We start from the raw sequence: 25,839 nt of genomic DNA, 5'->3' as shown, positions 1-25,839 counted from the left end.
TCAATGGCTCTGCACATGAAACTCAAATACATCGACATGGTGGGTAAAGATAAATCCACCCCGCGTTACCGCCGCAGAATACCGACTCGTATTCAGGCTGCTTTAGGCAGGGAGTGGTTTCAGGTTCATCTCCGCAATCAGTCGGGTGCTAAGATGATTGCCGAGTGGGAAACCATAGGCAGCGAATTTGATCGGCTGGTGGCCGAAACGACAAAGCGGATGAAAGGCGAAAACAACCGAAGCCCCGCGATGCTTTGGCGTGATGCCATCTTGAGAGCCGAGGGTCTGCTTGATGGGGTCCAAGGTCTCGACCGTGACGAAGCGCGCACCATTGTTGCCGAAGGCTTGGTCAAGCAAGGCGAAGACCTCCTTGTGGTTAGGGCTGTCTTGGCTCCGAGTTTGGAAGCGCCTGCGATCACGCTTTTGGATGCCCGTAACATCTACGCGGCAGAACGCGTTAAGGCCGACCCAGACAAGACCACACCGCTTGAACGTCATGTCTCCCGAATGGAACACGTTTTGGGCCCGCTAAAGGATATGCCTTTGGTCTCCCTCAAACGGGAACATGGACGCAATGTGCGCGGCTATCTCTGGAACACGTATCGCAAGAAGGATGGAAAGAAGCTCTCAGTTGATAGCGTCAGTCGAGAACTCTCTATCATGTCGGCTATCGCGTCGCTCGGTAGGAGGAGGATCTGGGAGCGCAGTGTCATAGGGTGCATACTTCGCGGGCGTCAGGTTGGGCTGGTGAATTGCGATGCAGATAGGGGGGTGAATTTGATAATGGGGTGTAAAGAGCCTGTCTAAATCGGCCATTTGGCTGCGTTGACGTCGGGGTGCAGTTATCACTGGGAGGGCGGCATTTTGCCCTTTCTACCTTGGGTGGTCGCCGTCCCGGACTGTGATTCGCGTGGGCAATTCGTGTGCGACGACGTCAGAAAGCGCGCTCAGATCAGCCTTGGTCGCAGTGATCCGAGCGCCTGCCTCTTTAAGCCGCAGAAGGATGTGCTAAATGAAGGGTCACCCGATTCATCATTGGGCTGCCTTTTGCGCCTCGATGCGCGTGACGGGGCAGCACCTCCAGACACAAAGCCGCAAGGAGCGTGTGTTTTGAAGCCAGATCTACACTCCGCCGCGCGCCTGTCCGTTGCCCCCATGATGGATTGGACGGATCGCCATTGTCGGTATCTGCACCGGCTGCTGTCCAAACATACGCTGCTTTATACCGAGATGGTCACTGCGCCGGCGTTGGTGCGGGGCGGGGCTGTGCATTTGCTGGATTTCAGTGAGGAAGAGCATCCGGTGGCGCTGCAGCTGGGTGGGTCGGACCCTGAGGAGCTGGCCAAAGCGGCCAAGCTGGCCGAGGCGCGGGGCTATGATGAGATCAACCTGAATTGCGGTTGCCCGAGTGATCGGGTGCAATCGGGCACCTTTGGCGCGGTTCTGATGCGCTCGCCTGAGCTTGTTGCCGATTGCATGAAGGCTATTCAGGATGCGGTGTCTGTTGAGGCGACGGTGAAATGCCGCATCGGGGTGGATGACCAGATCCCCGAAGAGGTGCTGCCGCATTTCATTGAAACCATGGCCAATGCCAGGGTGCGCCGCATTTCGGTGCATGCGCGCAAAGCCTGGTTGCAGGGGCTCAGTCCGAAAGAGAACCGCGACATTCCTCCGCTGGATTATCCGCTGGTGCATCGCATGAAGCAGGCCTTTCCGGAGCTACATTTCTCCATCAATGGCGGCATCGAAACCCTTGATCAGGCAGAGAAACATCTGGCGGACGGGTTGGATGGCGTGATGATCGGACGCTCTGCCTATCACACCCCGTCTGATGTGCTTTGTACTGCGGATCGGCGGATTTACGGCGCGGGGGCGGACAGTGATCCGGTCGCCGTGGTGCAGCAGATGCTGCCCTATATCGAAGCGCATCTGTCGCAAGGTGGCAAGCTGCATCAGCTCACCCGCCATATGCTGGGCCTATTCGCTGGTCGCCCCGGCGCGCGCGCCTGGCGGCGCTACCTGTCTGAAAACGCCACCGCAAAGACCGCCGGGCCGGACACCGTTCTGGCGGCCCTCAGCCATGTGACGCAATCCGCCGCCTAAGCGGGGCGTCTGTGAGTACGCGTTTGTGGTCCACGCAGATGACATTCCCGCCAGCGGCTTTTGCGCCGCTTGCAGGGGCCTGAAAATTCGGCTTTACCTTCGCGCGCGAACAAACCTGCGGAGCCGAAAATGTCCCAAGATCCAGCCCTTCTGTTGCAAATGCTTGTGCTTTTGCTTGCCATCGGCGCGCTTGCCGGGGTCCTTGCGGGACTGTTGGGCGTGGGCGGTGGCATCGTCCTGGTGCCTGCTTTCTTCTATGCGTTTTCCGCACTTGGCTATGACGGGCCGCAGCTGATGCAGATTTGTCTGGCGACCTCTCTGGCGACCATCATTGTGACATCGCTGCGCTCTGTGGCGAGCCACAACAAAAAAGGTGCCGTGGATTGGGAGATCCTGCGCGGTTGGGCGCCGGGCATTGCCGTTGGAGCCGTGATTGGCGTGCTGGTCGCGGCCAACCTGCGCTCGGTCACGCTGCAGGTTGTCTTTGGCGGTCTCGCGCTGGTGATTGGCGCCTATATGGGGCTGGGCAAAGCGCATTGGCGGCTGGGTCAGGTTATGCCCAAAGGGGCAGGGCGGCTTTCGCTGAGCCCGGCGGTCGGGTTCCTGTCGGTGCTGATGGGCATTGGCGGGGGCAGCTTTGGCGTGCCGCTGATGACGCTGTTTAATGTGCCGATCCATCGGGCTGTGGCCACGGCGGCCGGTTTTGGCGTCACCATTGCTGTGCCTGCGGTGATTGGTTTTCTGTTTATGGAGATCGATCCTGCGAGCCGTCCGCCGCTGACCATTGGGGCGGTCAATATGGTGGCGTTTTTCATCATCATTGCCATGACGCTCATCACCGCGCCGTTTGGGGTGAAGCTCGCGCACTCCATGGATCCCAAACCGCTCAAGCGCGTCTTTGCCGTGTTCCTGACGCTGGTGGCGCTGAACATGCTGCGAAAGGCTTTCGGATGGTAACCGATTTTGCCGCGCGCAGTTGGGCCAAGCTGCCGTACGATGCGGCGGTGCGCGACTGGGCGGCCTCCGCCTGGCAAGCCGGTCAGATTGCCAAAGATGCGCCGGAGCACGCGCTTTGGTGGGATTGCGAGAACACCTGGTTCATTGGTGTGGATGCGCTGCCAAATGATGCGGCGGGGGCGATTGGTGCAGGGCCAGCCCTGACCGGCGCGCCGGTGGAAAGCATTCTGGCGCTGTATGGCGAGGTTTTGCCGCTGCATCCGGGGCAGCTATCCATCACATATCCGGGCTACCCAAGACCGCGCATGGGCGAAAGTGAGGCGGGGTTTCGCTATCGCATCAAGCGGGACGCAGCCCATCTGGACGGGTTGCAAAAGGGCGAGGACGGCGGGCGTTACATTGCAGAGCCGCACGCCTGGATATTGGGTTTGCCGCTCACGGAGAATGTGGACACCGAAGCCCCTTTGGTGATCTGGGAAGGCAGCCACGAGATTATGCGCACGGCTTTGCTGGACGCGCTGGCGGCGCACCCGCAAGACAGGTGGCATGCGGTGGATTTGCAAGCGCCCTATCAGGCTGCGCGCAAACAGGTGTTTGAGACGTGCGCCCGGGTGAAGGTGATCGCCCAGCCGGGCGAGGCTATCCTGATGCACCGGCTATCTGTACATGGAGTCTCGGCATGGGAGAGTGAGCCGGAGGATCTCCCCTCGCGTGAATGTCGCGCCATTGCCTATTTTCGCCCGATACTGCCGGGCGGTGCGGTGGCCTGGCTTGCGAATACCTGAGGTTTTAGAGGTTGTTATCGGGTGATTTCGCGAACAGTTCGCCCTATGGGTGTGGATTGGATACGGCTGGGAAACGCTCGTTAACTAAGCATTTATTTTCCTAAAAATTGAGTTTAGGTTTCGTCTACATCTTTATGCGAGTACGATTTTTAGGGGCACTGAATCGATGGAATTACTGATTTTGCTGGGCCTTGTGGCTGCTGGCGGCGCTGCGGCCATGGTGGCTGACTCTGACGACGGTGATGATGACGAGTCGTTTGAGGAGCAGGAAGGCACCGACGAAGGTGATGAGCTGCTAGGTGGAGATGGTCCTGACCGCATAGATGGTGGGGCAGGTGATGACACAATTGTTGGCGCAGGCAGCGGCGATGAGCTTTCAGGCAGCGCGGACAATGACAACATCCGGGGCGGCCCTGGTGGGGATCGCATTTCTGGCGGTAATGGCGATGACGTGCTGCTCGGAGAGAATGGCAACGACACCATCCTAGCTGGCTGGGGCAATGATTCTATGGATGGCGGCAGTGGCTCTGATCGTCTCGAAGGCTCCAATGGCAATGACAGTATCGTTGGTGGCGACGACAACGACACGCTTCTGGGCGAAGACGGCAATGACACCCTGCTTGGCGGTTTCGGCAGCGATGTTTTGGATGGCGGCACTGGCAATGACAGCCTCAAAGGTGGCACCGACAATGATGAACTGAGCGGTGGCGATGATGAAGACACGCTGCATGGCGGTGATGGTGATGATACCCTTTTGGGTGGTGCAGATGATGATGCATTGATCGGCAATGGTGGCGCAGACCGTCTGGATGGGGGAGCTGGTGACGACGAACTGTTGGGTGTCGACCTTGATCGCAGCAACAGTGGTGTGTTTGTTGACGATAGTGGCGCGGATACGCTGGTAGGGGGTTCCGGCGACGATATCTTCGCCCTGGGCTCTGGGGATTCTGCTGAAGGTGGCTCTGGAAATGATGTCTTCATTACCGGCGAATGGGTCCGGGAAGATAACCTGCCCCAGATTTCTGACTTCTCGACTACCGAAGACCAACTTGTGATCTATATTCCGACTTCGGAAACCTCGGCCGCAGTTACGGTTACTCCGTCGACAGAGCTTGGGGATGGTTGGTTTACCGTGACCTATGACGGTCAGGACGTTGCTGAAGTGTTCGGGCGCGGGTTTAGCGCGGCCAACGTGGCCGTGATCAACAGCGTGCGTGCGCCTGCTTCATAAAACTCATTGTTAAACGGAGTTGTATAAATAAGGGCACGCTGAAGACGGGCGTGCCCCTTTTTACCGCTTCAGCCGTGCTGCCCGTCCGCCGCGGCGTTGTTTGAGCTGCGGGGCGCGTGTGGGCAGCTCCGCCATGATCGTGCCGCGTTCGTCTTGGGACATTTGCGACCAGCGGGTGATCTCGTCGATGGTGCGCAGACAGCCGGTGCAGATCCGGGCTTCCGGATGCACAACGCAGACTTGTATGCACGGGCTTTCAACCTCGTTGCGTTTCCAAACGCTGTCCTTGCTCACATCGTGCTCCCCAAGTGGTTTAGCCGGTCCAAGACCCCTTGCAGGATATAGGAGGCGGCCACGTGGTCGATCACCTCTGCGCGACGTTTACGTGACGTATCCGCCTCAAGGAGCGCCCGTTCTGCCGCCACGGTGGACAAGCGTTCGTCCCAGAAGCCAATGGGCACCGACACCAGCGGAGCGAGATTGCGGGCAAAGGCGCGGGTGGACTGGGCGCGGGGGCCTTCGGAGCCGTCCATGTTGCGTGGCAACCCAAGGATGATCCCGCCAATGGCGCGTTCATTGTGGAGGGTCACAAGCCGCTGTGCATCCACACCAAATTTTTTGCGCTTCACCGTCTCAATCGGTGTGGCCACGGTGCGCAGACCGTCGCTCACCGCCACACCGATGGTCTTGGTGCCCAAATCGAGCCCCATCAACGCTGTCATAGGCGCAAGATTGGGGGCGAGGTCTTCGATGGTTTCAAAGATGGTGGTGGTCATTGCAGCAACCCCGCACGTGCGGCACCGGCGCGCACAATTTCCAGTGCCTCCGGGACCGATACAAAAATCTGCTGCGCCTCGTTCCAGATCGCCTGCGCGCGCTCTGTTTCACCGAGCACCCCGTAAGAGCTGATCAGCTGCGCCCATTCCTGCGGAGTGCCGCCTTCGGTTGCCAGACGGTCTGACAGCTGCGCGACCATTCCCTGGATCATGACTTGGCGATCCTCCGCGCTTAGCTCTTCGGCGGCGGCAAGATCCTCGTCAGACGGGCCGACCGGGCCAGCGTGCGGAGCGGGGGGCATTTTGTAATCCACACCGGCATACCAGGCGAGCTCTGAGATGGTGTTGCGGATGGCGGGCACCCAAGGGGCGTCTGCCGGGCTTTGGCGCAGGACCTGATCCCAGAGACGGAAAGCGGCATCGGGGCGGCCGTTCTGCCACATCATCAGACCCAGATAGTAGCGGCCAAGGTTGTTCAGCGGGTCAATGCGCAGGGCGGCACGCAGGCTGGCTTCGGCTTCTGGTGAGACATAATTCTGAGCGCCTGCGATCAGCAGATTGGCATGCAGCACATAGTCACCAGCCGTCGCATTGTCGCCTTTTAACGCAATCACCTGCGCCTGTGCCTCATAAGCGGCCTTGTGGTTGCCCAAGGTGGATTCGTTGCGTGCCAGAAGCATTTGACCGCGCAGGTCATCCGGCTTTTCCGCCACAGCGGCGCGCAGTTTGGTCATCAGCTCGGCAAACTCAGGGTCAGGCGCGGGCAGGGGTACGGGCGTCTGCTCGGCTTCCATTTCCGCCTGAGAGGGGCGTGCCTTCATGTCCTCGGCCAGAGTTTCCAGCCGCACCTGCAGGGGCATGTCCCGGTGTCCGGGGGTGCCAAGCCAAATATAGAGACCAAAGCTGCTGGCCGCGACGATCAGCATCAGCACCGTCGCCATGGCTTTGGTGCCGCCGCCGTTCTTTTCTGCATCGTTTTCATGATTTTGCATCTGCGCGTCGGCGGCCAGAATGCGACGCGAAATCTCGGTGCGCATCCGCTCGGCATCCTCCGCGCCAATCACGCCACGCGCCAGATCGCGGTCCACTTCCTTGAGCTGGTCGCGATAGACACGCAGGTCATAGGCGGCGGGGTGCTCTTCGTCCTCACGGCGCCGCAAAAGCGCCAAAGCCAACATCGCAGCGGTGATCCCGGTCAGCGCAGCGGCAACAATCCAGAAAATCATGGGTACTCCATCAAGTTGGCTCCCATGTAGTGTCGCATAGGGGGCTGGAAAAGGGAAAATCACACATCTGACACCCCATGTCGCAACCAGTCCTCAAATGGGCGCTTTAATCTCGGACGACGCAGGTGCAAAAAGATCATATTCTCAGATAAGTTGCCTCATATCGGAATCACGCATCATGAGAAGATATTCAGCCTTTGCAATCGCCCGCGAAGCCGCCCGCTACCACACTGGCTGGGAACGGGCTTGGCGCTCGCCGGAACCCAAGAAGAAATATGATGTGATCATCGTTGGTGCCGGTGGGCACGGACTGGCCACCGCTTTCTATCTCGGCAAGAACTTCGGTATCACCAATGTGGCGATCATCGAGAAGGGCTGGCTGGGCGGCGGGAACACCGGTCGTAACACCACGATCATCCGCTCCAACTATCTGCAGGATCCTTCCGCAGCGCTCTATGAAAAAGCGCGTTCGCTTTATGAGACCATGTCTCAGGACCTGAACTACAACGTGATGTTCTCCCCACGCGGCGTGATCATGCTGGCGCAGACCGAGCATGAGGTGCGCGGCTATCAGCGGACCGCACATGCCAATGCGCTGCAGGGTGTGAAGACCGAGTTCATCGGCCCTGAGCGCGTGAAAGAGCTGGTGCCGATCATCAACATCGATGGCCCACGCTATCCGGTTCTGGGCGGTCTCTGGCAGGAACGCGGCGGCACCGGTCGTCACGATGCTGTGGCCTGGGGCTATGCCCGTGCCTGCTCTGACATGGGCATGGACATCATCCAGAAATGCGAAGTGACCGGCGTGCGCCAAGAGGGCGGCAAGGTCACCGGTGTGGACACCACCAAAGGTCCGATTGACTGTGACAAGCTTGGCCTTGTTGTGGCGGGCAACTCCGGTGCGCTGGCCAATATGGCGGGCTTCCGCCTGCCGATGGAATCTGTTGCGCTGCAGGCGCTGGTGTCTGAGCCGATCAAGCCATGCATGGATGTGGTTGTGATGGCCAACACCGTGCACGGCTATATGTCTCAGTCTGACAAGGGCGAGATGGTGATCGGCGGCGGCACGGACGGGTTCAACAACTACACCCAGCGCGGCAGCTTCCACCACATCGAGGAAACCGTGCGCGCGCTGTGCGAAACCTTCCCGATGGTCAGTCGCCTGAAGATGCTGCGCCAGTGGGGTGGCATCGTGGATGTGACCGGCGACCGTTCCCCTGTGATTGGCAAGACCCCGCTGGGCAACTGCTTCATCAACGCAGGTTGGGGCACCGGCGGCTTTAAAGCCATTCCGGGCGGCGGCTGGGCCACGGCTGAGCTGATTGCCAAAGGCGAGCCAGGTCCGCTCTCTGCGGAATTTGGTATGGAACGTTTCATCGAAGGCCGCTTCATCGACGAAAGCGTCGCGGCTGGCGTGGCACACTAAGGAGAGGGTGCAAATATGCTGACACTACAATGCCCCTATTGCGGCGTTCACGCCGAAGAGACCGAACTGCACGCCGAAGGCGAAGCGCATCTGAAGCGTTTTGGCCCCGGCTCGGCGGATGAGGACTTTGAAGGCTACCTCTTCATGCGCGAAAACCCGAAGGGTGTGCATTTTGAGCGCTGGCGTCATTCCAACGGCTGCGGCAAGTTCTTCCTTGCGGCCCGCTGCACCATGACACTTCAGGTCTTTGGCACCTATTCCGCGCAGACGCTGGAGCCGCCACAAGACATCAAAGACAAGATCACCGCGACCTACCCGGGTTGGAGCTGGCGCGAGTTCTCCTGATCTTCATCTTGCCGAAATACTCCCGTCGGAGGCATCTGACGGATCAACCCATGCAAAGGGCTGACATATGAGCACAAGACTTTCCACAGGTGGGCGCCTTCTCAATCGCTCCAAACAGGTGAAATTCACCTTCAACGGCAAGCAGATGACCGGCTATGCGGGTGATACGCTCGCTTCCGCGCTTCTGGCCAACGATCAGATGCTGATGGGCCGGTCGTTCAAATACCACCGTCCGCGTGGGGTTGTGGCCTCCGGTGCCGAAGAGCCCAACGCTCTGGTGAACCTCGGGCAGGGTGGCAAGTTTGAGCCAAACCAGCGCGCCACCACCACCGAGCTGTTTGACGGCCTGTCTGCGACCTCGCAGAACCACTGGCCCAGCCTTGAGATGGACATCGGCGTAGTGAACAACTACGCCGCGCGCTTCCTGCCGGCTGGTTTCTACTACAAGACCTTCATGGCGCCCGCAGCGGCTTGGAAACATGTGTTTGAGCCGATTGTGCGCCAGTCTGCCGGTCTTGGCAAAGCGCCAAAGGACCGCGACGCCGATCGCTATGAGCATTTCTATGCCTTCTTTGACGTGGTTGTTGTGGGCGGCGGTATCGCCGGTTTGCAGGCGGCCAAAGCAGCGGCTGACAGCGGTGCCAAGGTTCTGCTGATGGAGCAGACCGCCCATTGGGGTGGCCGCGCTGCGGTTGATGGCGGCACTGTGGATGGCCGCGATGTGGCAGACTACATCGACGCCACCGTGGCCGCGCTTGAGGCCATGGACAATGTCACCCTGCGCAACCGCATGATGGGGGCAGGGGTTTATGACCACGGCTACGTGCTGGGCTATGAGCGTCTGACCGACCACGCGCCGCTGACCGATGGCCCACGTCACCGCCTGTGGCGCATCCGCGCCAAGCAGATTGTCACCGCCACCGGTGCGATTGAGCGTCCGTTGTCTTTTGCAGGCAACGACATTCCCGGTGTGATGCTGGCCAGCGCGCTGCGCGACTATGTGGTGAACTTCGGCGTGTCCTCCGGCGACCGCACCGTGGTTGTCACCAACAATGACGACGCCTACCGCACCGCGATCGCGCTGAAGAAAGCCGGTCTGGATGTGCCTGCTGTGATCGACGCCCGCCCACTTGGCGGCGGCAAGCTGATGGATGAGGCCAAAGCGCTCGGCATCCGCGTTGAGATCGGTAAAGGCATTGCCAAGGTCAAAGGCGGCAAGCGCGTGGTGGGCGTTGCCATCTGCACGCAAGAAGGCGAAGGCGCTGCGCTGGAGGAGATCTCCTGTGACGCGGTGGCCATGTCTGGCGGCTGGTCTCCGGTGGTGCACCTCTGGTCCCACTGCGGCGGCAAGCTGATCTGGGATGAGACCCAAGCGCATTTCCGCCCCGACGCGGACCGCGCACCAACAAGCCATGACGGCAAGCCATTTGTCGCCACCGCAGGCAGCGCAAGCGGCCCGCTCGGCTTGGCCGAAATTCTGGAGAACGCCCATGCGGCCGGTGTGGCTGCTGCGGCAGCGACCGGTTTTGACGGCGGCGCGGCAGAAGCTCCCAAAGGGGAAACCACTGCAGAGGCTGCAATGCAGGCTGTGTGGCTGATGCCGCAGGGCGCTGGCCCGAAACTGCGCATGAAAGCCTGGCTGGATTACCAGAACGACGTGAAGGTTTCTGACGTGCGTCTGGCGGCTCAGGAAGGCTATGAAAGCGTGGAGCACACCAAGCGTTACACCACGCTGGGCATGGCGACCGATCAGGGTAAGTTGAGCAACATCAACGGTTTGGCGGTTCTTTCTGATGCGCTGAACCAGCCGATCCCGGCGACCGGCACCACCACCTTCCGCCCGCCTTACACGCCGATCTCCATGGGCGCGATTGCCGGTGAGGCACGTGACGAGGTGTTCCAGCCGATCCGCCGCACCACGATCCATGACTGGCATGAATCCAATGAGGCGTTCTTTGAGCCGGTGGGCCACTGGCGCCGCCCATACTGCTTCCCGCGCAAGGGCGAGACCCACGCGGATGCGGTGACCCGCGAGATCCGCCAGACACGGGCCTCCGTGGGCCTGCTGGATGCCTCCACGCTGGGTAAGATCATCGTCAAGGGTCCGGATGCGGGCAAATTCCTCGACATGCTCTACACCAACATGATGAGCACGCTGAAGCCGGGCAAATGCCGCTATGGTCTGATGTGTAACGAGAACGGCTTCCTGATTGATGACGGCGTTGTCGCCCGCATCGACGAGGACACCTATCTCTGCCACACCACCACCGGGGGCGCAGAGCGCATCCACGGCTGGATGGAAGACTGGCTGCAGTGCGAATGGTGGGACATGAAAGTCTTCACCGCCAATGTCACCGAGCAATATGCTCAGATCGCGGTTGTGGGCCCGAACGCCCGCAAGGTGATCGAAAAGCTTGGCGGCGATATGGATGTCTCCAAAGAAGGTCTGGCCTTCATGGAGTGGAAAGACGGCATGATCGGCGAGTTTGACGCCCGTGCTTACCGGATTTCCTTCTCTGGTGAGCTGTCCTACGAAATCGCCGTGCCAGCGAGCCAGGGCCGCGCCTTCTGGGATGCGCTTCTGGAGGCGGGCAAAGAGTTCAACATCATGCCTTATGGGACCGAAGCGCTGCATGTGATGCGGGCCGAAAAAGGCTTCATCATGATTGGGGACGAAACCGACGGCACTGTGATCCCGCAGGATCTCAACATGCAGTGGGCGATCTCCAAGAAGAAAGAGGACTTCCTCGGTAAACGTGCGCAGACGCGGGATCACATGGCCTCTGAGGATCGCTGGAAGCTGGCAGGCTTTGAAACCGTGGATGGCTCTGTCATTCCCGATGGCGCCTACATCGTGGGCACCGGCACCAATGCCAACAACCAGCGCAACGTGCAGGGTCGTGTCACCTCGACCTACTACTCGCCAACTCTGGATCGCGGCATCGCTATGGGCCTGATCCACGGGGGTATGAAGCGCCTTGGCGATGTGGTTGAGTTCAACAAAGTGGACGGCACCACCGTTCAGGCCAAAGTGGTCGATCCGGTGTTCTATGACAAAGATGGGGAGAAGCAGAATGTCTAAGGCTGTGAGCGCCCTGCAAGGGGCATCGTTTGAGGGCTTTGCAAAAGTCGAGGAAACCGGCCTGCGTGGCATGATCACCCTGCGTGGTGATCTGGCAAGCGCGGAAATGGCGGCAGCGGTGAAAGCTGCCACCGGAGCCGACATGCCTGCGCTGCGCAAAGTGGTCACCGGGGACAAAGGCGCGGTCGCCTGGATGTCGCCGGATGAGCTGTTGGTGGTTGTGGACTATGCAACGGTCAACGACACTGTGGCTGTGCTGACAGAGGCGCTGTCTGGCGTGCATGCGCTGGTGGCCAATGTCTCTGACGCCCGTGCGGTTTATCGTGTGTCTGGTGAACACAGCCGTGATGTGCTGGCAAAGCTCGCACCGGTAGACTTTGGCAAAGACGCCTTTGGCGCGGGCGACATCCGCCGCTCCCGCTTTGCCCAGGTGCCGGCTGCGGTCTGGGGCAACGCCGATGGCAGCTTTGAAGTGATCTGCTTCCGCTCTGTTGCGCAATATGTCTTTGACCTGCTCAAAGTCTCCGCGGAGAAGGGCGGCGAGGTCGGGTTTCACTAAGCCATGCCTGGCCTCCACAGCCTAGGGGCGCGGCGGCTTACCTGAGAAAACGAGAGCACCGGCGCGATTGAGCTAGATCGCCCGGTGCTTTTTCGTTTCAGGCCTTGTGAAAATCGCAAACGCCGCTGCCGCGATAGGTGGTCTCGCTGCCACGCAGCGTGCCCGCGCGAATGGTGATTTTGCCGGTTTGGGTGTTGAGCGAGGCAACATAGTGCAATCGCACCATCCTATCGGTCATAACCGCGCCATTTGGGTTCACTTCCAGTTCAACAGGCAGCGTCCACCTGAGTTTGGCCCTGTTCTTTTTCCGGGTCACCTCAACAGGCGTCGCACGGCCGGCAAACCGCATGCCCACGCCATCCACCACAAACACATTGCCATTTCGGTGCATGGTGAAAGCATAGGCGGGCGCAATCCAATCCCCGCCTTTGTTGCCGAGTTTCATTTGGCAGTTGATCAGCATGGATGCCGTTGGCTGCTGTGTCGCCAAGACCGGCGCCGCACCAAAGATGAAGAGCGCGGCTGCGGCCGTGCAGCGCATGAAAGAGGTTGGCATTCAATATTCCTACTATAAGAGTCGGATTTTATATACACGCCTAAGGAGACCCATCCAACAGGCCAGTTGGCGGAAACCTTAAGGAAAGCGCCCCATCTGTGCCGCTCCGCGCTTTGGGACGCCTGCCGATGACACAAAACCGGCGCGGCAAATCAGGAAGTTTTCCGCTTTGCCCTTGACCTTACCTGCCATTCAGCCCCATCTGTCTTCACATAAAATTCGCGCAACAGAAGAGGATGCTGCAATGGCTTTCGAACTCCCCGATCTTCCTTACGCTCACGACGCTCTGGCCGACAAAGGCATGTCCGCTGAGACGCTGGAATTCCACCATGACCTGCACCACAAAGCTTATGTCGACAACGGCAACAAGCTGATCGCGGGCACCGAGTGGGACGGCAAAACGATGGAAGAGATCATCGTTGGCACCTATGACGCAAACGCAGTTGCGCAGAACGGCATTTTCAACAACATCTCCCAGCTGTGGAACCACAACCAGTTCTGGGAAATGATGGGCCCTGGCGCGTCCGCAATGCCGGGTGAGCTGGAAAAAGCTCTGGTTGAGAGCTTTGGCTCCGTTGAGGAGTTCAAATCCCAATTCGCCGCCGCAGGCGCTGGCCAGTTTGGCTCTGGCTGGGCGTGGCTCGTGAAAAACGCAGACGGCTCCCTGGCGGTGACCAAGACCGAAAACGGCGTGAATCCGCTCTGCTTCAACCAGACCGCTCTGCTGGGCTGTGACGTGTGGGAGCACTCCTACTACATCGACTACCGCAACAAGCGCCCGGCGTATCTGGACAACTTCCTGAACAACCTGGTGAATTGGGAAAACGTCGCATCCCGGATGTGATTGCGTGACCCTTAGAGGTTTCATCAAAGGCCTGCTGGGAGTGATCCTGGCAGGCTTTTTTGCGGCCACTTACGGCTTTTTTATTGAGCCTGCGTTGCGCATTCGGGTGAAGCGCTGGCGCATTCGCCGTGAAGACTGGACAGCAACACCGTTAAAAATCGCTATTCTGTCTGATCTTCATGTGGGCGAGCCTTTTGTCGGGCTCAAACGGGTGACCCGATTGGTCAAGCGCATCAATGCGTTGGATGCGGATCTGGTTCTGTTGCTGGGGGATTTTGCGGCGGGGCATCGTTTCATCACTGCCCCTGTCAAAATTCAAGAGGTTGCGCCGATCCTTGGCGATATCAGAGCCAAACATGGGGTGTTTGGTGTTTTGGGCAACCACGACTGGTGGGATGACCCGAGCGCGCAGAAGCGTGGAGGTGGCCCCAATCTTTATGCCGAAGCATTGAAAGAAAACGGAATACCTGTTCTCTCAAACCAAGCGATGGAGCTTGAGGGGGCGGGCATTTGGCTCGCCGGGCTGGAAGATCAGCTCGCGTTCTTGAAAGGCCATGGGCGCTTTGCTGGTCTGGATGATCTCCCTGGCACTTTGGCGCAGATCGAAGACGACGGTGCGCCGGTTGTGCTCATGGCGCATGAGCCGGATGTGTTTCCCAAAGTACCCTCACGTGTTGCTCTTACGCTCAGCGGGCACACACATGGCGGGTAAGTGCGATTGTTTGGTTGGTCGCCGATTGTTCCTTCGCGCTACGGCAACCGCTTTGCCTACGGGCATGTGAGGGAAGAAGGGCGGGATTTAGTGATTTCAGGCGGCATCGGCTGTTCGATTATGCCGGTGCGATTTGGTGTGGTGCCTGAAATCACGGTGATTGAGATATCTGCGTGAGGTGAGCGATTCGTCACATGCAAATGCAGACAAGCAATCTGTATTTGGGGTAAATTTATTTCTTGATAAAAACAATCAGATTATTAAGTCTGCGGTGTTGTGAAGATGTCAGATCAGGGGACCAACATGCCAAAACCGCCGCCCAGAAAACTTGAAGTGCTCCGCACCGAGCAGATCACACCAAATATGCTGCGCGTGACATTGGGCGGCACGGATTTGGCGGATTTCCCTGAAGGGCGGGAAGGGGGCTATATCAAACTGCTCTTCCCTGAGGCGCCTCACAGCACGCCGGAGCGGCCGGTGATGCGCACCTATTCCATTCGGGCTTTTGATGCGGCGCAAGGCACCTTGTCTGTGGATTTTGCGCTTCATGGCGACGCCGGAGGGGTGGCGACAGAGTGGGCGCAGGGGGCGCAGCCGGGGGATCAGATCATGATCGCCGGGCCGGGCAGCATTCGGATGGCCGATCCGGAGGCCGATTGGCATCTGCTGGCGGCGGATATGACGGGCATTCCTGCTTTGATGTGCAATCTGGATCGCCTGCCGGAGAGCGCCAGCGGATATGTCGTGGTGGAGATCACCTCTGAGGCTGACAAACAGGCGCTCTCACTTCCCGCTGGAATGGTGGTGCAGTGGATTGTGAACCCCACTCCGGATCAGACCAAAGGCCGCCTTGTAGAGGCCATCAAGGCGCACCCTTGGCGTGAGGGGCGGGTGAGCGTGTGGACGGCTTGTGAGTTTGACAGCATGCGCGCCCTGCGCAGTTATTACCGCACTGACCGCGGTGTCGACCGCGATCAGATTTATCTGTCCAGCTACTGGCGGGCAGGGCGGACCGAGGACCAGCACAAGATTGACAAGCAGGCCGACAGCAAAGCCGCCGCCTGAGACTTACGCTAGAGCAGTGTCGAGCATCGCCTGAAGCTCCGCCACATCGCTGGCGACCTGTACAAAGTCGCGCAGGGAGGCATCGGCAAAGCCTTGCGCGATCACATGATCCACAAGACCGATCAGCGGATCCCAGAAACCGTCGATGTTGAGTAAGACGATGGGCTTGGCGTGCAGTTTGAGCTGCCGCCAGGTGAGCACCTCAAAGAACTCATCGAGCGAGCCCGCGCCACCCGGCAAAACCACGATCGCATCACAATTCATAAACATGACTTTTTTGCGCTCATGCATGTTTTCGGTTACGATGAAATTGGTGAGGTCGGTCTTTCCCACCTCCCATTCCAGAAGGTGTGTCGGGATCACGCCGAAAGTCTCTGCACCGGATGCCTGCGCGGCGTTTGCCACGGCTCCCATCAAGCCCACATCCCCCGCGCCATAGACCAATCGCCAGTTCTTTTCGGCAAAGCTTGCGCCAAACTGTTCGGCGGCTGTCTGATAGGCCGCATCCCCGCCGGAACGTGAGCCGCAAAAGACACAGATCGAGCGCGTTGTCATGAAATTCTCCAATATGATCAATGCTGTTTTGACCACAAATAAAGCGGTTGCTAAGGTCTCTCAACCAAGATGGCGACAGAATTTGGGGGTTTGTCGGCGATGACTGAGAAAGCATCAGGGCTCAGCGGAAATATTGTCTGGGTGGCCGGAGTTGTGGTGGCGATGGGCGTGTCCGTCTATGCGCTGGTTGCGACCGGTGTGCTGGATGGCAGTGCGCTGGAAGAGGCCCCAGTCGTTGCCACCGAAGCGGCGCCTGCACCTCAAACAAACACGTCTGAAGCGGCTGCGCTTGCAGACACGGCTGCAGAGCCTGCGCCTTCGGATGGGCAAACTGTTGCTGAGAGCGAAACCGCGCCGAAGGCTGTTGAACAGACTGTGATCGCTGATGCGCCAGAACCAGAGGCCGCAGAAGCTCCAACAGCAGAAGCTCCAACAAACGACACTGCACAAACGGCTGCCGTACCGGTTGCCGAGGCGCCGACGTTTGATCTTGTGCGGGTGGATGCGGAGGGCAACACCGTGGTCGCTGGGGCGGCTGCGCCCAATGCGGTTTTGGCCATTCTTCTGGACGGGGTTGAAATCGCGACCTCTCCCGCTGACAGCGCCGGGCAATTTGCGGCCATACTGTCGATTGCGCCAAGTGATGCGCCGCGGGTTTTGTCTTTGGTCGAGCGGCGCGACGCGGGCGATGTGCATTCTGACGCGACGGTGATAGTGGCTCCTGTTCTGGCGGTTGCGGCACCTGTTCCGACGGCAACAGAAGATGCTGCGCCTGCCACCGATGTTGCGGCGGCTCAAGGGTCTGACACACCGGCCGCTGAGACCGAGCTGGTCGAGAGTGAGACCGCACAGACTGAAGCCGACGTGGCCGTGGCTGATGCGGCGACGGCTGAAACCGTTGAGACGGCAGAGCAGGCGGCACCTGTCGCCGCTGCCCCCAAAGCACCAGCGGTGATCGTCTCAGATTCCCAAGGGGTGCGCGTTTTGCATCCCGCAGCGCCGGCTGACACATCTGAGGAGGTGCTCGCGGCGGTCTCGATTGACTCGATCAGTTACACAGACACCGGCGCGGTGATGGTTTCCGGGCGCGGCGCTGCGGGGCTGTTTGTGCGGCTCTATCTGAACAACGCGCTTGCGGCCGAGGCGGCAGTGGACGCGCGCGGCATGTGGAGCAGCCAGTTGGCCGATGTGGCAGGTGGTCTTTATGAGATGCGCGCCGATGAGGTGGACAAGAGCGGTAAGGTGACCTCTCGTGTGCTGACGCCGTTTAAGCGCGAAACGCCTGAGACTGTGGCCCAAGCGCGGGCGCAGGCTGATGCCACTGCTGCCAATCAGAAGGCTGTGGCCGACGCCATGCCAGCGAATGAGGAAACCACCGCTGTGGCGCCCGCTGAAACAGTGGAAAGCGCCGCGCAACCTGTTGCGTCGGTGGAGCAGTCCGAGCCCGCGCAGGTGGCAGCAGCGCCTGAACCTGAAGAAACTGTAGAGACCGCAGCGGCCACCGAAACCGCGCCGGACACAGCTGAAAGCGCCGCACCAGATGTGACCACCGCACTTGAGGCGCCATCACCCGCGCCGGAAGCGGCAGCGCCAGACGTTGCGCAAGCAAGCGAAGAGGTGCCTGTTGCCAGTGCGGAGAGTGCCCCGGTTGTGACAACTGCCTCAACATCTGAGGCTGCACCATCGGCGGAGGCCACCAAGCCAGCGGTGCAGATTGTCACCGTACAGCCCGGTTCCTCGCTTTGGGCGATTGCGCGGGATCGCTACGGCGAAGGCCTGATGTATGTGCGCGTTTTTGAGGCCAACAAAGAGAAGATTCAGAACCCGGACCTTATCTATCCGGGGCAAGTCTTTGCGGTTCCTGAACAATAAGCATCTGAGACACGTTGCAGGGGTGGCATGTCCTGCTGCCAGTGATTAAGTTTGCCCGGCTCACCCACAAGCAAGGCAAGCAGCATGGCACAATGGCACACGGCCTCTGAAGAAGAACTGGCCCGTAACGAACAGCGCTCGGGCTGGCGCACCATTCGCAAGGTCGCCCCGCGTCTTTGGCCTGAGGATCAGCCTTGGGTGAAGCGTCGTGTGATTTTGGCGATGCTGATGCTGATGGCCTCCAAGATGGTCGCGGTCTATTCGCCCATGCTTTACAAAGCGGCGGTGGACGCGCTGGCCGGAGAGGGCGTGCCGCCGCTCGCATTGGGCGCGGTCGGGCTTACCGTGGCCTACGGCATGGCGCGCCTGATGACCAACGGCTTTCAGCAGCTTCGGGATGCCATCTTTGCCAAAGTGGCCCAACGCGCCTTGCGCCAACTGGCGCTGGAGACCTTTGAGCACATTCACCGCCTGTCGATGCGTTATCACATCACCCGCAAAACCGGTGGGCTGAGCCGCATCATCGAGCGCGGCGTGAAGGGCGTGGAATTTCTGCTGCGCTTCCTGTTGTTCTCCATCGGGCCCTTGGTGCTTGAGCTTCTGATGATCTCCGCGATCTTCTATTGGTTGTTTGACGCGCGCTATCTCGCGGTGGTGGGTGTGACCATTGCGATCTACATCTGGTTCACATTCAAGGTGACCGAATGGCGCGTGAAGCTGCGCCGCGAGATGAATGATCAGGACACCGACGCCAACCAGAAGGCCATCGACAGCCTGCTCAACTTTGAAACGGTGAAGTACTTTGGCGCAGAAAAGCGCGAGGCCGCGCGCTATGACAGTGCCATGGCGGGATATGAACAGGCAGCTCTAAAGACCTCATATTCCTTGGCTTTCTTGAATTTTGGTCAGTCGTTTCTTATCACCTCCGGTCTTGTGATTGTCATGGTTCTGGCCGCTGTTGGCGTGCAGAATGGTGACCTGACGGTGGGCGATTTTGTCATGGTCAACGCCTATATGATCCAGATCACCATGCCGCTGAATTTCCTTGGCACGGTCTACCGCGAAATTCGTCAGGCGCTGGTGGATATGGGCGAGATGTTTGATCTGCTGGAGCAGCCCTCCGAGGTGGCGGACAAGCCCGATGCCAAGCCGCTTGCGATTGGTGCTGGCAATATCCAGCTCGACAATATTGCCTTTGGCTATGAGCAGGAACGTCCCATTCTGAAAGGCGTGAGCCTGGATGTGCCGGGTGGTCAGACGGTTGCGATTGTGGGCGCCTCCGGCTCCGGGAAATCCACCATCGGGCGGTTGTTGTTCCGGTTCTATGACGTGCAGGGCGGTGCGCTGCGCATTGATGGGCAGGACGTACGAGATGTGGCCCAAGAAAGCCTGCATGATGCCATTGGTGTGGTGCCGCAGGACACGGTGCTGTTTAACGACACCATCCGCTACAACATTGCTTACGGGCGGGACGGCGCAACGGAAGACGAGATCATCGAAGCGGCCAAAGCTGCACAGATCCATGATTTCATCGCGGCTCTGCCGGAAGGCTATGACACGGCTGTGGGGGAGCGCGGGCTGAAACTTTCCGGCGGCGAAAAGCAGCGTGTCGGCATTGCCCGCACATTGCTGAAGAACCCGCCCATCCTGCTGCTCGATGAAGCCACATCGGCGCTCGACACAGAGACAGAGCAGGGCATCAAGGAAGCTCTGGCGCGTGCCGGGGAAGGCCGCACGGTGATCACCATTGCGCACCGGCTCTCAACCATTGCGGAGGCGGATCGCATTGTTGTCTTGGAGCAGGGCGAAGTGATTGAGCAGGGCACCCATGCCGCACTTCTGGACAAACAGGGCCGCTATGCGCAGCTTTGGGCCCGTCAGCTGGCGGATGAAGACGCGGCATAAAATGGGCGCTGTCCGGGCTTTCGCGCTTGGGCAGCGGTTTCAAATCAGCTGGTCTTAGGTGACGACATAGAGCAGCGCGCCAATGATCAACACCAACTGCAGCGCAACAATCCTGTTCAGTCGCGTGCAGAAAGGCTGTTTGCGGGTTTTGTGACGAAAGCGCTTTTGCGCCCATTTTGCGCCGGGGCTGCCGCCGATCAATGCCAGACACAAAAGGCGGCTTTCCGGCACACGCCAACTGCCTGATAGGGCGCGCCGTTTGTCCAAGTAGAAGGCCGCGATGCAGACCAAATTGATCAGGCAGAGATAAGCCGTGCTGGTGACGAGAATGCTTGAGGCGTTCATTGAAGTATTGCTTATAATATTTTTAAAATAATATTTAAATTCTGATTTTGACGCTGCCGCGTTTGCGCTTGGCTAGCCATGGGTTTAGGCGGGATTGTGATCTGCAAAAAGAAAAACGCGCCCGTGGGCGCGCTTTCTTTTTTAGGTGGTCTGAAGCTTACTCTGCCGCCTGAACACCGCTTGGATCAGGATCGTCGTTGGCGGCTTTCTTCTCGCCAACGCGCGGGGCCTCCACTTCGGGAGCGAGCGCTGCAGGATCCATCTTGTCTGCGTGGACCTCCTCGACCTCTGCGGTGAGGCCATCTTCGTCCCAGATGATCAGCGGGTGGCGCACTTTGCGGGCTTCGCGGCGTAGGGCCCAATCCTGACCGGCGCGCGAGGAGCGGCCAAAGGAGAGGCGTGCCAGAAGCCGCATCATCCAGCCAAAGTAGGTGCCTGCCCAGACCCGCAGAGCCAGCATGGACGGGGTGAAGATCAGCGTCAGCACCGTTGCGATGCCAAGGCCAAAGACCACCGCTGTTGCCAGTTGTTTCCACCACAGGGAGGTCGGGCTGTCGATTGAGTAGCCGCCATTGATGAAATCAAGGCTCAGGCCAAACATCATTGGCGCAAGGCCAGCCATGGTGGTGATGGTGGTCAGCAGAACCGGGCGGATGCGGCTTTGCGCGGTGCGCACAATCGCCTCAATCCGCGGCATGTATTGGGAATATTCCTGATAGGTGTCGATCAGAACGATATTGTTGTTCACCACAATCCCCGCCAGCGCCACGATGCCGGTGCCGGTCATGATGATGGAGAAGGTCTGATCCATCACCAACATACCGACAAGCACACCTGCCGTGGACAAAACCACCGCCAGAAGCACCAGCACGGAGTTGTAGAAGCTGTTGAACTGCGCCAGCAGGATCACGAACATCAAACCCAAGGCGGCGGAGAATGCACTGGTCAGGAAGGCGCCGGACTCTTCCTGCTCCTCCTGATCCCCGGTCCATTCCCAGCTCACGGAGCTGTCAAAGGGCGAGGTTTCCAGCCACTTGGTCAGCTCTGCGATGCGCTCGGTTGGTGTAACCGGCACTTTGCGAGCGTCGGCATCCAGCGCCGCTTGCACGTCGCTGACGGTTTGCGCGGCCAGAAGCGTGTGGATTTCATAGCGCTCGCCAGTTGCGGCAGTGACCACATCGCCGGTGGCAGACGCGCCTTCGGCCAGTTCGCGCACCAAGGCCTGTGCCACAGAGCTGTCCGCGTCTACGGTTTCCAGCTTGATCAGGCCAGTCTCAATATCCGCTTTCACGTCATAAAAGCGTTCCTGATCAATACGGCTGATCGAGGCGCGCTTTGGCACGGGGGTGCGGGTGATGAAGTTTGAAAGCGGGACAAGGCCTTCGTTGGTGCGCACCTTGATGCTGTCCAGGGTGGAGAGAACGCGGTCATTTTCAGGCAAACGCAGGCGGATTTCGATCTCCTCATCGCTGCTGTCCACGCGCATGGTGTCAAGCAGGATGCCGCGGGTGACAAGCTGCACCATCGCGCCGACCGTGGCCACATCCGCGCCGTAGCGGCCGGCTTTCTCCACATCCACGTCGATCTGCCAGTCGATGCCGGGCAGGGGCAGGGTGTCCTCCACCAGTGTCAGGCCCGGGGTGGCTTCAAACGTGTCGCGCGCAGCAAGCGCTGCGGCGTTCAGTCCGTCCCAGCCATCGCCGCGCAGGCGCAGGTGGATCGGTTTGCCGGAACCGGGGCCTTGCTCAATCGGTTTGGTCTCCACAAAGAAGCCCGGCAATGTAGCCAATTCTGCATTCAGCTCATCAAGCACCCGGTTGCCGCCATAGGCAGGGGCGGTGACTTCGCGCTCCAGAAGGCCAAAGAACCACTCTTCGCGCACGGTCGGGCGCTCTTCCCAGGCGATGATCTCAAACTGCACCTGACCTATTGTGTCCGGTGGGGTGTTTTCGCCACCACCCGGGCCGCCGGTGTCGAGCCCGCCTTCGCCCGCAAAGGAGAAGACATTGCGCACCGCCGGGTGGGCCATGATGATCTCCTCCGCGGCGCGCACCATCGCGTCTTTCTCCGGCAGGGAGAGGTTGCCACGGGCACGCACAAAGGCGGAGGCCTGCTCCGGCTCGGTTTCCACAAAGAACTCGACGCCGTTGTTGTTCTCACCAAAGTAGTTGAGCACGCTGACGACAGTGGCAATGACTGCGATGATAGAGATAATCGGCATGACCGGATTGCCGACAATAAAGCGGATCAGGTGGCCGAATGGGTTCAGGCGATAGCCGCTCTTCACCGAGCGGCGTTTGAATTGCAGCTCTGCCGCGCTGAGGGTGATCGAGGCGGCAAAGGCTGACACCACAAAGAGCACGCCTCCGACGAGCAGGGGCGCCATGCCGCTGCTGTCTGCGGGCATAAGATAGCCGGGGTTTAGCATCTGCATCACGCCGGAGAACATGCCCCAGAGCGCCACCGGCACTAGGGCGGCGCGCACGATCCATGGCAGGCGCGCGCGCAGAACATCTGAAGTGTGGGAGAACATGCGGCTCATCCGGCCTGAAATCCCGCCCACAACCGGCAGATAGATCAGGGCCACAAGCAGGGATGCGGAGAGCACGAAGATCATGGTCACGGGCAACATGCCCATAAATTCCCCGGGCACGCCGGGCCAGAACAGCATCGGCAGGAAGGCACAGAGCGTGGTCGCCGTGGAGCTGATGATCGGCCAGAACATTCGTTGGGCGGCCTCCACATAGGCATGCATCGGGCCGGTGCCTTCTTTGATGCGCTTATCGGCGTATTCCACGACCACAATCGCGCCGTCCACCAACATGCCCACCGCGAGGATCAGACCAAACATCACCATGTTTGAAATCGTCACGCCCATCAGCGCGAGGAAGGCAAAACACAGCAGGAAAGAGGCCGGAATGGCAAAGCCCACGAGCATCGCCGCGCGACTGCCAAGGGCGGCGAGGATCACAATCATCACCAGTGCAACAGCGGTCAGCACAGAGCCTTCCAGCTGGCGCACCATGGAGCCAACAGTGCGGCTCTGATCGTTTGAAGTGCCCACTTCGACAGCGGCTTTGAGCTCGTCAGGCCAGCTTTCCTGCGCCTCTGCCAGGGTCGCCTTGATCTGCTCCACCGTGTCGATAATGTTGTAGCCTTTGCCCTTCACAATCTGCAAAGCCACGGTCTTTTCACCGTCAAAACGCGCGGTGCCTGCGCGGTCTTCAAAGGTGAAGTTGATCTCCGCCAGATCGCCAAGCGTGATCACGCGGTCGCCGTTGGTTTTGACGGGCAGGGCGTAGATGTCCTGCACCCCGTCAAAGGAGGAGGGGATCTTTACTGAGAAGGTGCCTTGGGCGGTTTCCACCTCACCGGCGGCGATCAACTGGTTGTTGTTGCGCACCACATTGATCACTTCAACGGCGGTGATGTTGTAGCTTTCAAGGCGCAGCGGGTCGATCACCACTTCGACCATTTCATCCCGGTTGCCCGCAATCGGCGCTTCCAGTACCGCGTCAATCGCTTCAAACTCGTCCTGCAAGTCCTTGGCAAGGCGGGCCATTGTGCGTTCGGGCACGTCGCCGGTGAGGTTAACAATCACAATCGGGAACTCAGAGAAGTTGATCTCTGTGATGGTGTATTGCTCCGCCCCATCCGGGAAGTTGGCTTGCGCCGTGTTCATCGCATCACGGACATCGGCAATGGTGGCGCTCTTGTCCCAGCCAAACTCAAATTCCAGAAGCAGAGAGGCGTGGTTTTCCGACGCGATGCCGGTCATCTGGTCCAGACCGTCCAGATCAACCGCCTCGGTCTCCATCGGTTTGACCAGCAGGCTTTCGGCATCTTCGGCAGAAATCCCGGGGAAGCTCACTGAGACATAGAGGATCGGGATGTCGATATCCGGCTCACCTTCCTTGGGAAGGCTGGCATAAGAAAATGCCCCCACCACGAGTGAAATCGCGATGAAGGCAAGGATCATTCGGGCCCGTTCAGAGGCCCATGTGATGGCGCCGGTCATCAGTTCAGCTCCCGAATGGTTGGGGTCACCTGCACGCCGGTGGTGACAAATTCCTGACCAACGACGATCACATCCGCCATCTCCGGCAGGCCGCCAAGCCAGACACCCGAGGTGCTGTCGCGCAGGATTTCTGTTGCGGCAAAGAAGACCTTGTCGTTTTCATCAACCAGCCGCACGCCCAGCGTGCCTTCGTCGTTCAGGGTCAGTGCGGATTGCGGGAGGAGGTGTGCGGCGGCGCCATCTGCGGAGATCGCGATCTCTGCGGTCTGGCCGTCGCGGATGCTCAGATCGGGGTTGGGGACGGAGATTTCCACACGGAAGGTCCGGGTGGTTTCATCGGCGGAGCGTGAAACAAATGTCACCTGACCGGAGACCTCTTGGCCTGTGGTCAACCGTGCGCCCGCCAGCGCGCCCTCATAGACACGTGCAATCTCTGTCTCTGGCACAAAGCCGACGATCCGGATCGGGTCCAGACGCAGGACGGTGCCACAAAGGCTGCCCTGTTGCATCAGGCTGCCCAATTCGGCGGTTTTGCTCTCCAGAAGCCCATCAAACGGTGCCTTAATGGTCAGGCGCTCGATTTCCTTTTCTGCAGCGGCGACCAAGGCCATCGCCGATTCGATGCCTGCCTGGGTCGATTCAAGGCCGGAGGTTGCGGATTGCACCGCCGCCTCAGCAGCCCGCACACCTGCCGCCGCGCTGGCCACGCGGGTGGAGGAGGCAAAGCCGCCCTCAGAGAGTTTGCGCGCCGCGTTGTCGTTGATCAAGGCTTCCTCAAGCCGCGCCTCGGCCTCGATTTTCGCCGCCGCTGCGCTTGGGATTCGGGCTTTGGCCTCACTCAGCCGTGCGCGGGCTTCCGCGAGAACGGCTTCGCGCGTGCCCACATCGAGGCGGCAGAGCTGTTGGCCGGCAGTGACGTGCTCGCCGCGCCGCAGCGGTTCTGAGATCACCAGCCCACTGGTTTCTGCACGCACTTCGACCTCACGATCCGCTTCGGTTTGCCCTCTGAGGATCACGGCGCTGTCGATCTCGCGCGCCACACTTTGCAGAACCACCACGCGGATCAGATCCTCGGATGGTTCAGTATCGGTCGAAGCGGGAACGTCCGCATTATCAGCGGCTTGCGCTGTCGAACCTGCAGCGGCGTCGGTATCTGTTGGAACAGCTGTGGCGGTGTCTGCGGCATCGCCGCTGGCAAAGGCCAAAAGACGCTCGCGCTCAACCACGATCATGAAAAGAAAACCGGTGACCAAAATCGCAGTGAGGAACGGAATAAGTCGCATCTGCTGTTCCCTGTAGGTTTATTGGAGCGCGGAGCGCACAAAATAGTGAAGGTTATATTGGCGCTTCTGCATATAGAAACAACCTGTAGTACGCTATTTTGAACTCATCAGTTCAGAAAATGTCAACCTGATGAAAATTCAGTGATGATTTGCGCAAGCTCCGCCCAGCTCTTGGCACTTTGAAAACAAACCGA

At 59.5% G+C, this 25,839-nt stretch carries 23 protein-coding genes; 15 read left to right on the top strand and 8 right to left on the bottom strand.

The features are described 5' to 3' along the window. The first annotated feature begins 15 nt into the window (after nt 1-15). The 5 genes from J7399_RS00405 (at nt 16) to J7399_RS21065 (ending at nt 5,076) form a co-directional block, all read left to right on the top strand. Nucleotides 16-807, top strand: a complete 792-nt coding sequence (locus J7399_RS00405) for a hypothetical protein (protein ID WP_209083513.1) — start codon at nt 16-18, stop codon at nt 805-807. A gap of 303 nt (nt 808-1,110) precedes the next feature. Then, entirely contained in the window at nt 1,111-2,103 is a 993-nt protein-coding gene (dusA, locus tag J7399_RS00400; protein ID WP_209083512.1) for a tRNA dihydrouridine(20/20a) synthase DusA, read from the top strand. A gap of 129 nt (nt 2,104-2,232) precedes the next feature. Then, a complete protein-coding gene (locus tag J7399_RS00395) occupies nt 2,233-3,060 on the top strand; it encodes a sulfite exporter TauE/SafE family protein (protein ID WP_209083511.1) in 828 nt (275 codons plus the stop codon). Further along, on the top strand, nt 3,054-3,845 hold the full coding sequence (locus tag J7399_RS00390) for a hypothetical protein (RefSeq protein ID WP_209083510.1): 792 nt from the start codon (nt 3,054-3,056) through the stop codon (nt 3,843-3,845). The genes J7399_RS00395 and J7399_RS00390 overlap by 7 nt, the downstream gene beginning before the upstream one ends. A 166-nt stretch (nt 3,846-4,011) precedes the next feature. Next, nucleotides 4,012-5,076: a calcium-binding protein gene (locus tag J7399_RS21065; RefSeq protein ID WP_209083509.1), complete on the top strand. Its 1,065-nt coding sequence runs from the start codon at nt 4,012-4,014 to the stop codon at nt 5,074-5,076. Nucleotides 5,077-5,136: 60 nt separating this feature from the next. On the opposite strand, the gene J7399_RS00380 is transcribed toward J7399_RS21065, so the two are convergent. The 3 genes from J7399_RS00380 to ccmI are packed head-to-tail and all read right to left on the bottom strand — an operon-like array spanning nt 5,137 to nt 7,078. Next, nucleotides 5,137-5,370 (bottom strand): DUF1289 domain-containing protein, encoded by a 234-nt coding sequence (locus tag J7399_RS00380; protein ID WP_209060405.1) that lies wholly within the window; start codon nt 5,368-5,370, stop codon nt 5,137-5,139. Beyond that, nucleotides 5,367-5,852, bottom strand: a complete 486-nt coding sequence (gene ruvX, locus J7399_RS00375; RefSeq protein ID WP_209083508.1) for a Holliday junction resolvase RuvX — start codon at nt 5,850-5,852, stop codon at nt 5,367-5,369. Before ruvX ends, J7399_RS00380 begins: the two co-directional genes overlap by 4 nt. Beyond that, nucleotides 5,849-7,078 (bottom strand): c-type cytochrome biogenesis protein CcmI, encoded by a 1,230-nt coding sequence (gene ccmI, locus J7399_RS00370; RefSeq protein WP_209083507.1) that lies wholly within the window; start codon nt 7,076-7,078, stop codon nt 5,849-5,851. The genes ruvX and ccmI overlap by 4 nt, the downstream gene beginning before the upstream one ends. 178 nt (nt 7,079-7,256) lie before the next feature. Between ccmI and J7399_RS00365 the strand changes: the two genes are divergently transcribed. The 4 genes from J7399_RS00365 to J7399_RS00350 all read left to right on the top strand — a co-directional run bounded on the left by J7399_RS00365 (nt 7,257) and on the right by J7399_RS00350 (nt 12,490). Continuing rightward, a complete protein-coding gene (locus tag J7399_RS00365; protein ID WP_209060402.1) occupies nt 7,257-8,504 on the top strand; it encodes a sarcosine oxidase subunit beta family protein in 1,248 nt (415 codons plus the stop codon). A gap of 15 nt (nt 8,505-8,519) precedes the next feature. Then, a complete protein-coding gene (locus J7399_RS00360) occupies nt 8,520-8,849 on the top strand; it encodes a sarcosine oxidase subunit delta (protein ID WP_209060400.1) in 330 nt (109 codons plus the stop codon). Between the two features lie 67 nt (nt 8,850-8,916). After that, nucleotides 8,917-11,931 (top strand): sarcosine oxidase subunit alpha family protein, encoded by a 3,015-nt coding sequence (locus tag J7399_RS00355; protein WP_209083506.1) that lies wholly within the window; start codon nt 8,917-8,919, stop codon nt 11,929-11,931. Beyond that, the gene (locus tag J7399_RS00350) at nt 11,924-12,490 is read left to right on the top strand and encodes a sarcosine oxidase subunit gamma family protein (protein ID WP_209078249.1); all 567 of its coding nucleotides are present in this window, start codon (nt 11,924-11,926) and stop codon (nt 12,488-12,490) included. Before J7399_RS00355 ends, J7399_RS00350 begins: the two co-directional genes overlap by 8 nt. A gap of 97 nt (nt 12,491-12,587) precedes the next feature. Here J7399_RS00350 and J7399_RS00345 read toward each other — a convergent pair whose 3' ends face one another. After that, nucleotides 12,588-13,046 (bottom strand): hypothetical protein, encoded by a 459-nt coding sequence (locus J7399_RS00345; protein WP_209083505.1) that lies wholly within the window; start codon nt 13,044-13,046, stop codon nt 12,588-12,590. 244 nt (nt 13,047-13,290) lie between these two features. Here J7399_RS00345 and J7399_RS00340 point away from each other — a divergent pair, with 244 nt between their 5' ends. The 4 genes from J7399_RS00340 to J7399_RS00325 all read left to right on the top strand — a co-directional run bounded on the left by J7399_RS00340 (nt 13,291) and on the right by J7399_RS00325 (nt 15,667). Further along, nucleotides 13,291-13,890, top strand: a complete 600-nt coding sequence (locus tag J7399_RS00340) for a superoxide dismutase (RefSeq protein ID WP_209060393.1) — start codon at nt 13,291-13,293, stop codon at nt 13,888-13,890. A gap of 4 nt (nt 13,891-13,894) precedes the next feature. Further along, nucleotides 13,895-14,602, top strand: a complete 708-nt coding sequence (locus J7399_RS00335) for a metallophosphoesterase (protein ID WP_209083504.1) — start codon at nt 13,895-13,897, stop codon at nt 14,600-14,602. Beyond that, entirely contained in the window at nt 14,603-14,779 is a 177-nt protein-coding gene (locus tag J7399_RS00330; RefSeq protein ID WP_209083503.1) for a metallophosphoesterase, read from the top strand. 126 nt (nt 14,780-14,905) lie between these two features. Beyond that, complete coding sequence (locus J7399_RS00325; RefSeq protein ID WP_209083502.1) at nt 14,906-15,667, top strand: siderophore-interacting protein; 762 nt, start codon at nt 14,906-14,908, stop codon at nt 15,665-15,667. 3 nt (nt 15,668-15,670) lie between these two features. Here J7399_RS00325 and J7399_RS00320 read toward each other — a convergent pair whose 3' ends face one another. Beyond that, nucleotides 15,671-16,222, bottom strand: coding sequence for a TIGR00730 family Rossman fold protein (locus J7399_RS00320; RefSeq protein ID WP_209083500.1), 552 nt, complete (start codon nt 16,220-16,222; stop codon nt 15,671-15,673). A gap of 99 nt (nt 16,223-16,321) precedes the next feature. Between J7399_RS00320 and J7399_RS00315 the strand changes: the two genes are divergently transcribed. Both J7399_RS00315 and J7399_RS00310 read left to right on the top strand, forming a co-directional pair. Then, nucleotides 16,322-18,094: a LysM peptidoglycan-binding domain-containing protein gene (locus tag J7399_RS00315; protein WP_209083499.1), complete on the top strand. Its 1,773-nt coding sequence runs from the start codon at nt 16,322-16,324 to the stop codon at nt 18,092-18,094. Nucleotides 18,095-18,178: 84 nt separating this feature from the next. Further along, nucleotides 18,179-19,999, top strand: coding sequence for an ABC transporter ATP-binding protein/permease (locus tag J7399_RS00310; RefSeq protein WP_209083497.1), 1,821 nt, complete (start codon nt 18,179-18,181; stop codon nt 19,997-19,999). Nucleotides 20,000-20,053: 54 nt separating this feature from the next. Here the strand turns inward: J7399_RS00310 and J7399_RS00305 are convergent, their stop codons facing one another. The 3 genes from J7399_RS00305 to J7399_RS00295 all read right to left on the bottom strand — a co-directional run bounded on the left by J7399_RS00305 (nt 20,054) and on the right by J7399_RS00295 (nt 25,645). Continuing rightward, entirely contained in the window at nt 20,054-20,344 is a 291-nt protein-coding gene (locus J7399_RS00305; RefSeq protein ID WP_209083495.1) for a DUF1294 domain-containing protein, read from the bottom strand. A 157-nt stretch (nt 20,345-20,501) separates the two neighbouring features. Further along, complete coding sequence (locus J7399_RS00300) at nt 20,502-24,362, bottom strand: efflux RND transporter permease subunit (protein WP_209083494.1); 3,861 nt, start codon at nt 24,360-24,362, stop codon at nt 20,502-20,504. Next, nucleotides 24,362-25,645: an efflux RND transporter periplasmic adaptor subunit gene (locus J7399_RS00295; protein WP_209083493.1), complete on the bottom strand. Its 1,284-nt coding sequence runs from the start codon at nt 25,643-25,645 to the stop codon at nt 24,362-24,364. The genes J7399_RS00300 and J7399_RS00295 overlap by 1 nt, the downstream gene beginning before the upstream one ends. Nucleotides 25,646-25,839: the final 194 nt, after the last annotated feature.

The sequence above is a fragment of the Shimia sp. R9_1 genome (assembly GCF_017743775.1).
Lineage (GTDB): Bacteria > Pseudomonadota > Alphaproteobacteria > Rhodobacterales > Rhodobacteraceae > Shimia.
This window is presented reverse-complemented; position numbering and strand designations above follow the sequence as displayed.

Excerpts from the sequence above, each read along its gene's own strand:
- J7399_RS00405 (WP_209083513.1), top strand. The coding sequence starts at position 16 with ATGAAACTCAAATACATCGACATGGTGGGTAAAGATAAATCCACCCCG.
- J7399_RS00395 (WP_209083511.1), top strand. The coding sequence starts at position 2,233 with ATGTCCCAAGATCCAGCCCTTCTGTTGCAAATGCTTGTGCTTTTGCTT.
- J7399_RS00390 (WP_209083510.1), top strand. The coding sequence starts at position 3,054 with ATGGTAACCGATTTTGCCGCGCGCAGTTGGGCCAAGCTGCCGTACGAT.
- J7399_RS21065 (WP_209083509.1), top strand. The coding sequence starts at position 4,012 with ATGGAATTACTGATTTTGCTGGGCCTTGTGGCTGCTGGCGGCGCTGCG.
- ruvX (WP_209083508.1), bottom strand. The coding sequence starts at position 5,852 with ATGACCACCACCATCTTTGAAACCATCGAAGACCTCGCCCCCAATCTT.
- ccmI (WP_209083507.1), bottom strand. The coding sequence starts at position 7,078 with ATGATTTTCTGGATTGTTGCCGCTGCGCTGACCGGGATCACCGCTGCG.
- J7399_RS00365 (WP_209060402.1), top strand. The coding sequence starts at position 7,257 with ATGAGAAGATATTCAGCCTTTGCAATCGCCCGCGAAGCCGCCCGCTAC.
- J7399_RS00360 (WP_209060400.1), top strand. The coding sequence starts at position 8,520 with ATGCTGACACTACAATGCCCCTATTGCGGCGTTCACGCCGAAGAGACC.
- J7399_RS00355 (WP_209083506.1), top strand. The coding sequence starts at position 8,917 with ATGAGCACAAGACTTTCCACAGGTGGGCGCCTTCTCAATCGCTCCAAA.
- J7399_RS00350 (WP_209078249.1), top strand. The coding sequence starts at position 11,924 with ATGTCTAAGGCTGTGAGCGCCCTGCAAGGGGCATCGTTTGAGGGCTTT.
- J7399_RS00345 (WP_209083505.1), bottom strand. The coding sequence starts at position 13,046 with ATGCCAACCTCTTTCATGCGCTGCACGGCCGCAGCCGCGCTCTTCATC.
- J7399_RS00340 (WP_209060393.1), top strand. The coding sequence starts at position 13,291 with ATGGCTTTCGAACTCCCCGATCTTCCTTACGCTCACGACGCTCTGGCC.
- J7399_RS00325 (WP_209083502.1), top strand. The coding sequence starts at position 14,906 with ATGCCAAAACCGCCGCCCAGAAAACTTGAAGTGCTCCGCACCGAGCAG.
- J7399_RS00320 (WP_209083500.1), bottom strand. The coding sequence starts at position 16,222 with ATGACAACGCGCTCGATCTGTGTCTTTTGCGGCTCACGTTCCGGCGGG.
- J7399_RS00315 (WP_209083499.1), top strand. The coding sequence starts at position 16,322 with ATGACTGAGAAAGCATCAGGGCTCAGCGGAAATATTGTCTGGGTGGCC.
- J7399_RS00310 (WP_209083497.1), top strand. The coding sequence starts at position 18,179 with ATGGCACAATGGCACACGGCCTCTGAAGAAGAACTGGCCCGTAACGAA.
- J7399_RS00305 (WP_209083495.1), bottom strand. The coding sequence starts at position 20,344 with ATGAACGCCTCAAGCATTCTCGTCACCAGCACGGCTTATCTCTGCCTG.
- J7399_RS00300 (WP_209083494.1), bottom strand. The coding sequence starts at position 24,362 with ATGACCGGCGCCATCACATGGGCCTCTGAACGGGCCCGAATGATCCTT.
- J7399_RS00295 (WP_209083493.1), bottom strand. The coding sequence starts at position 25,645 with ATGCGACTTATTCCGTTCCTCACTGCGATTTTGGTCACCGGTTTTCTT.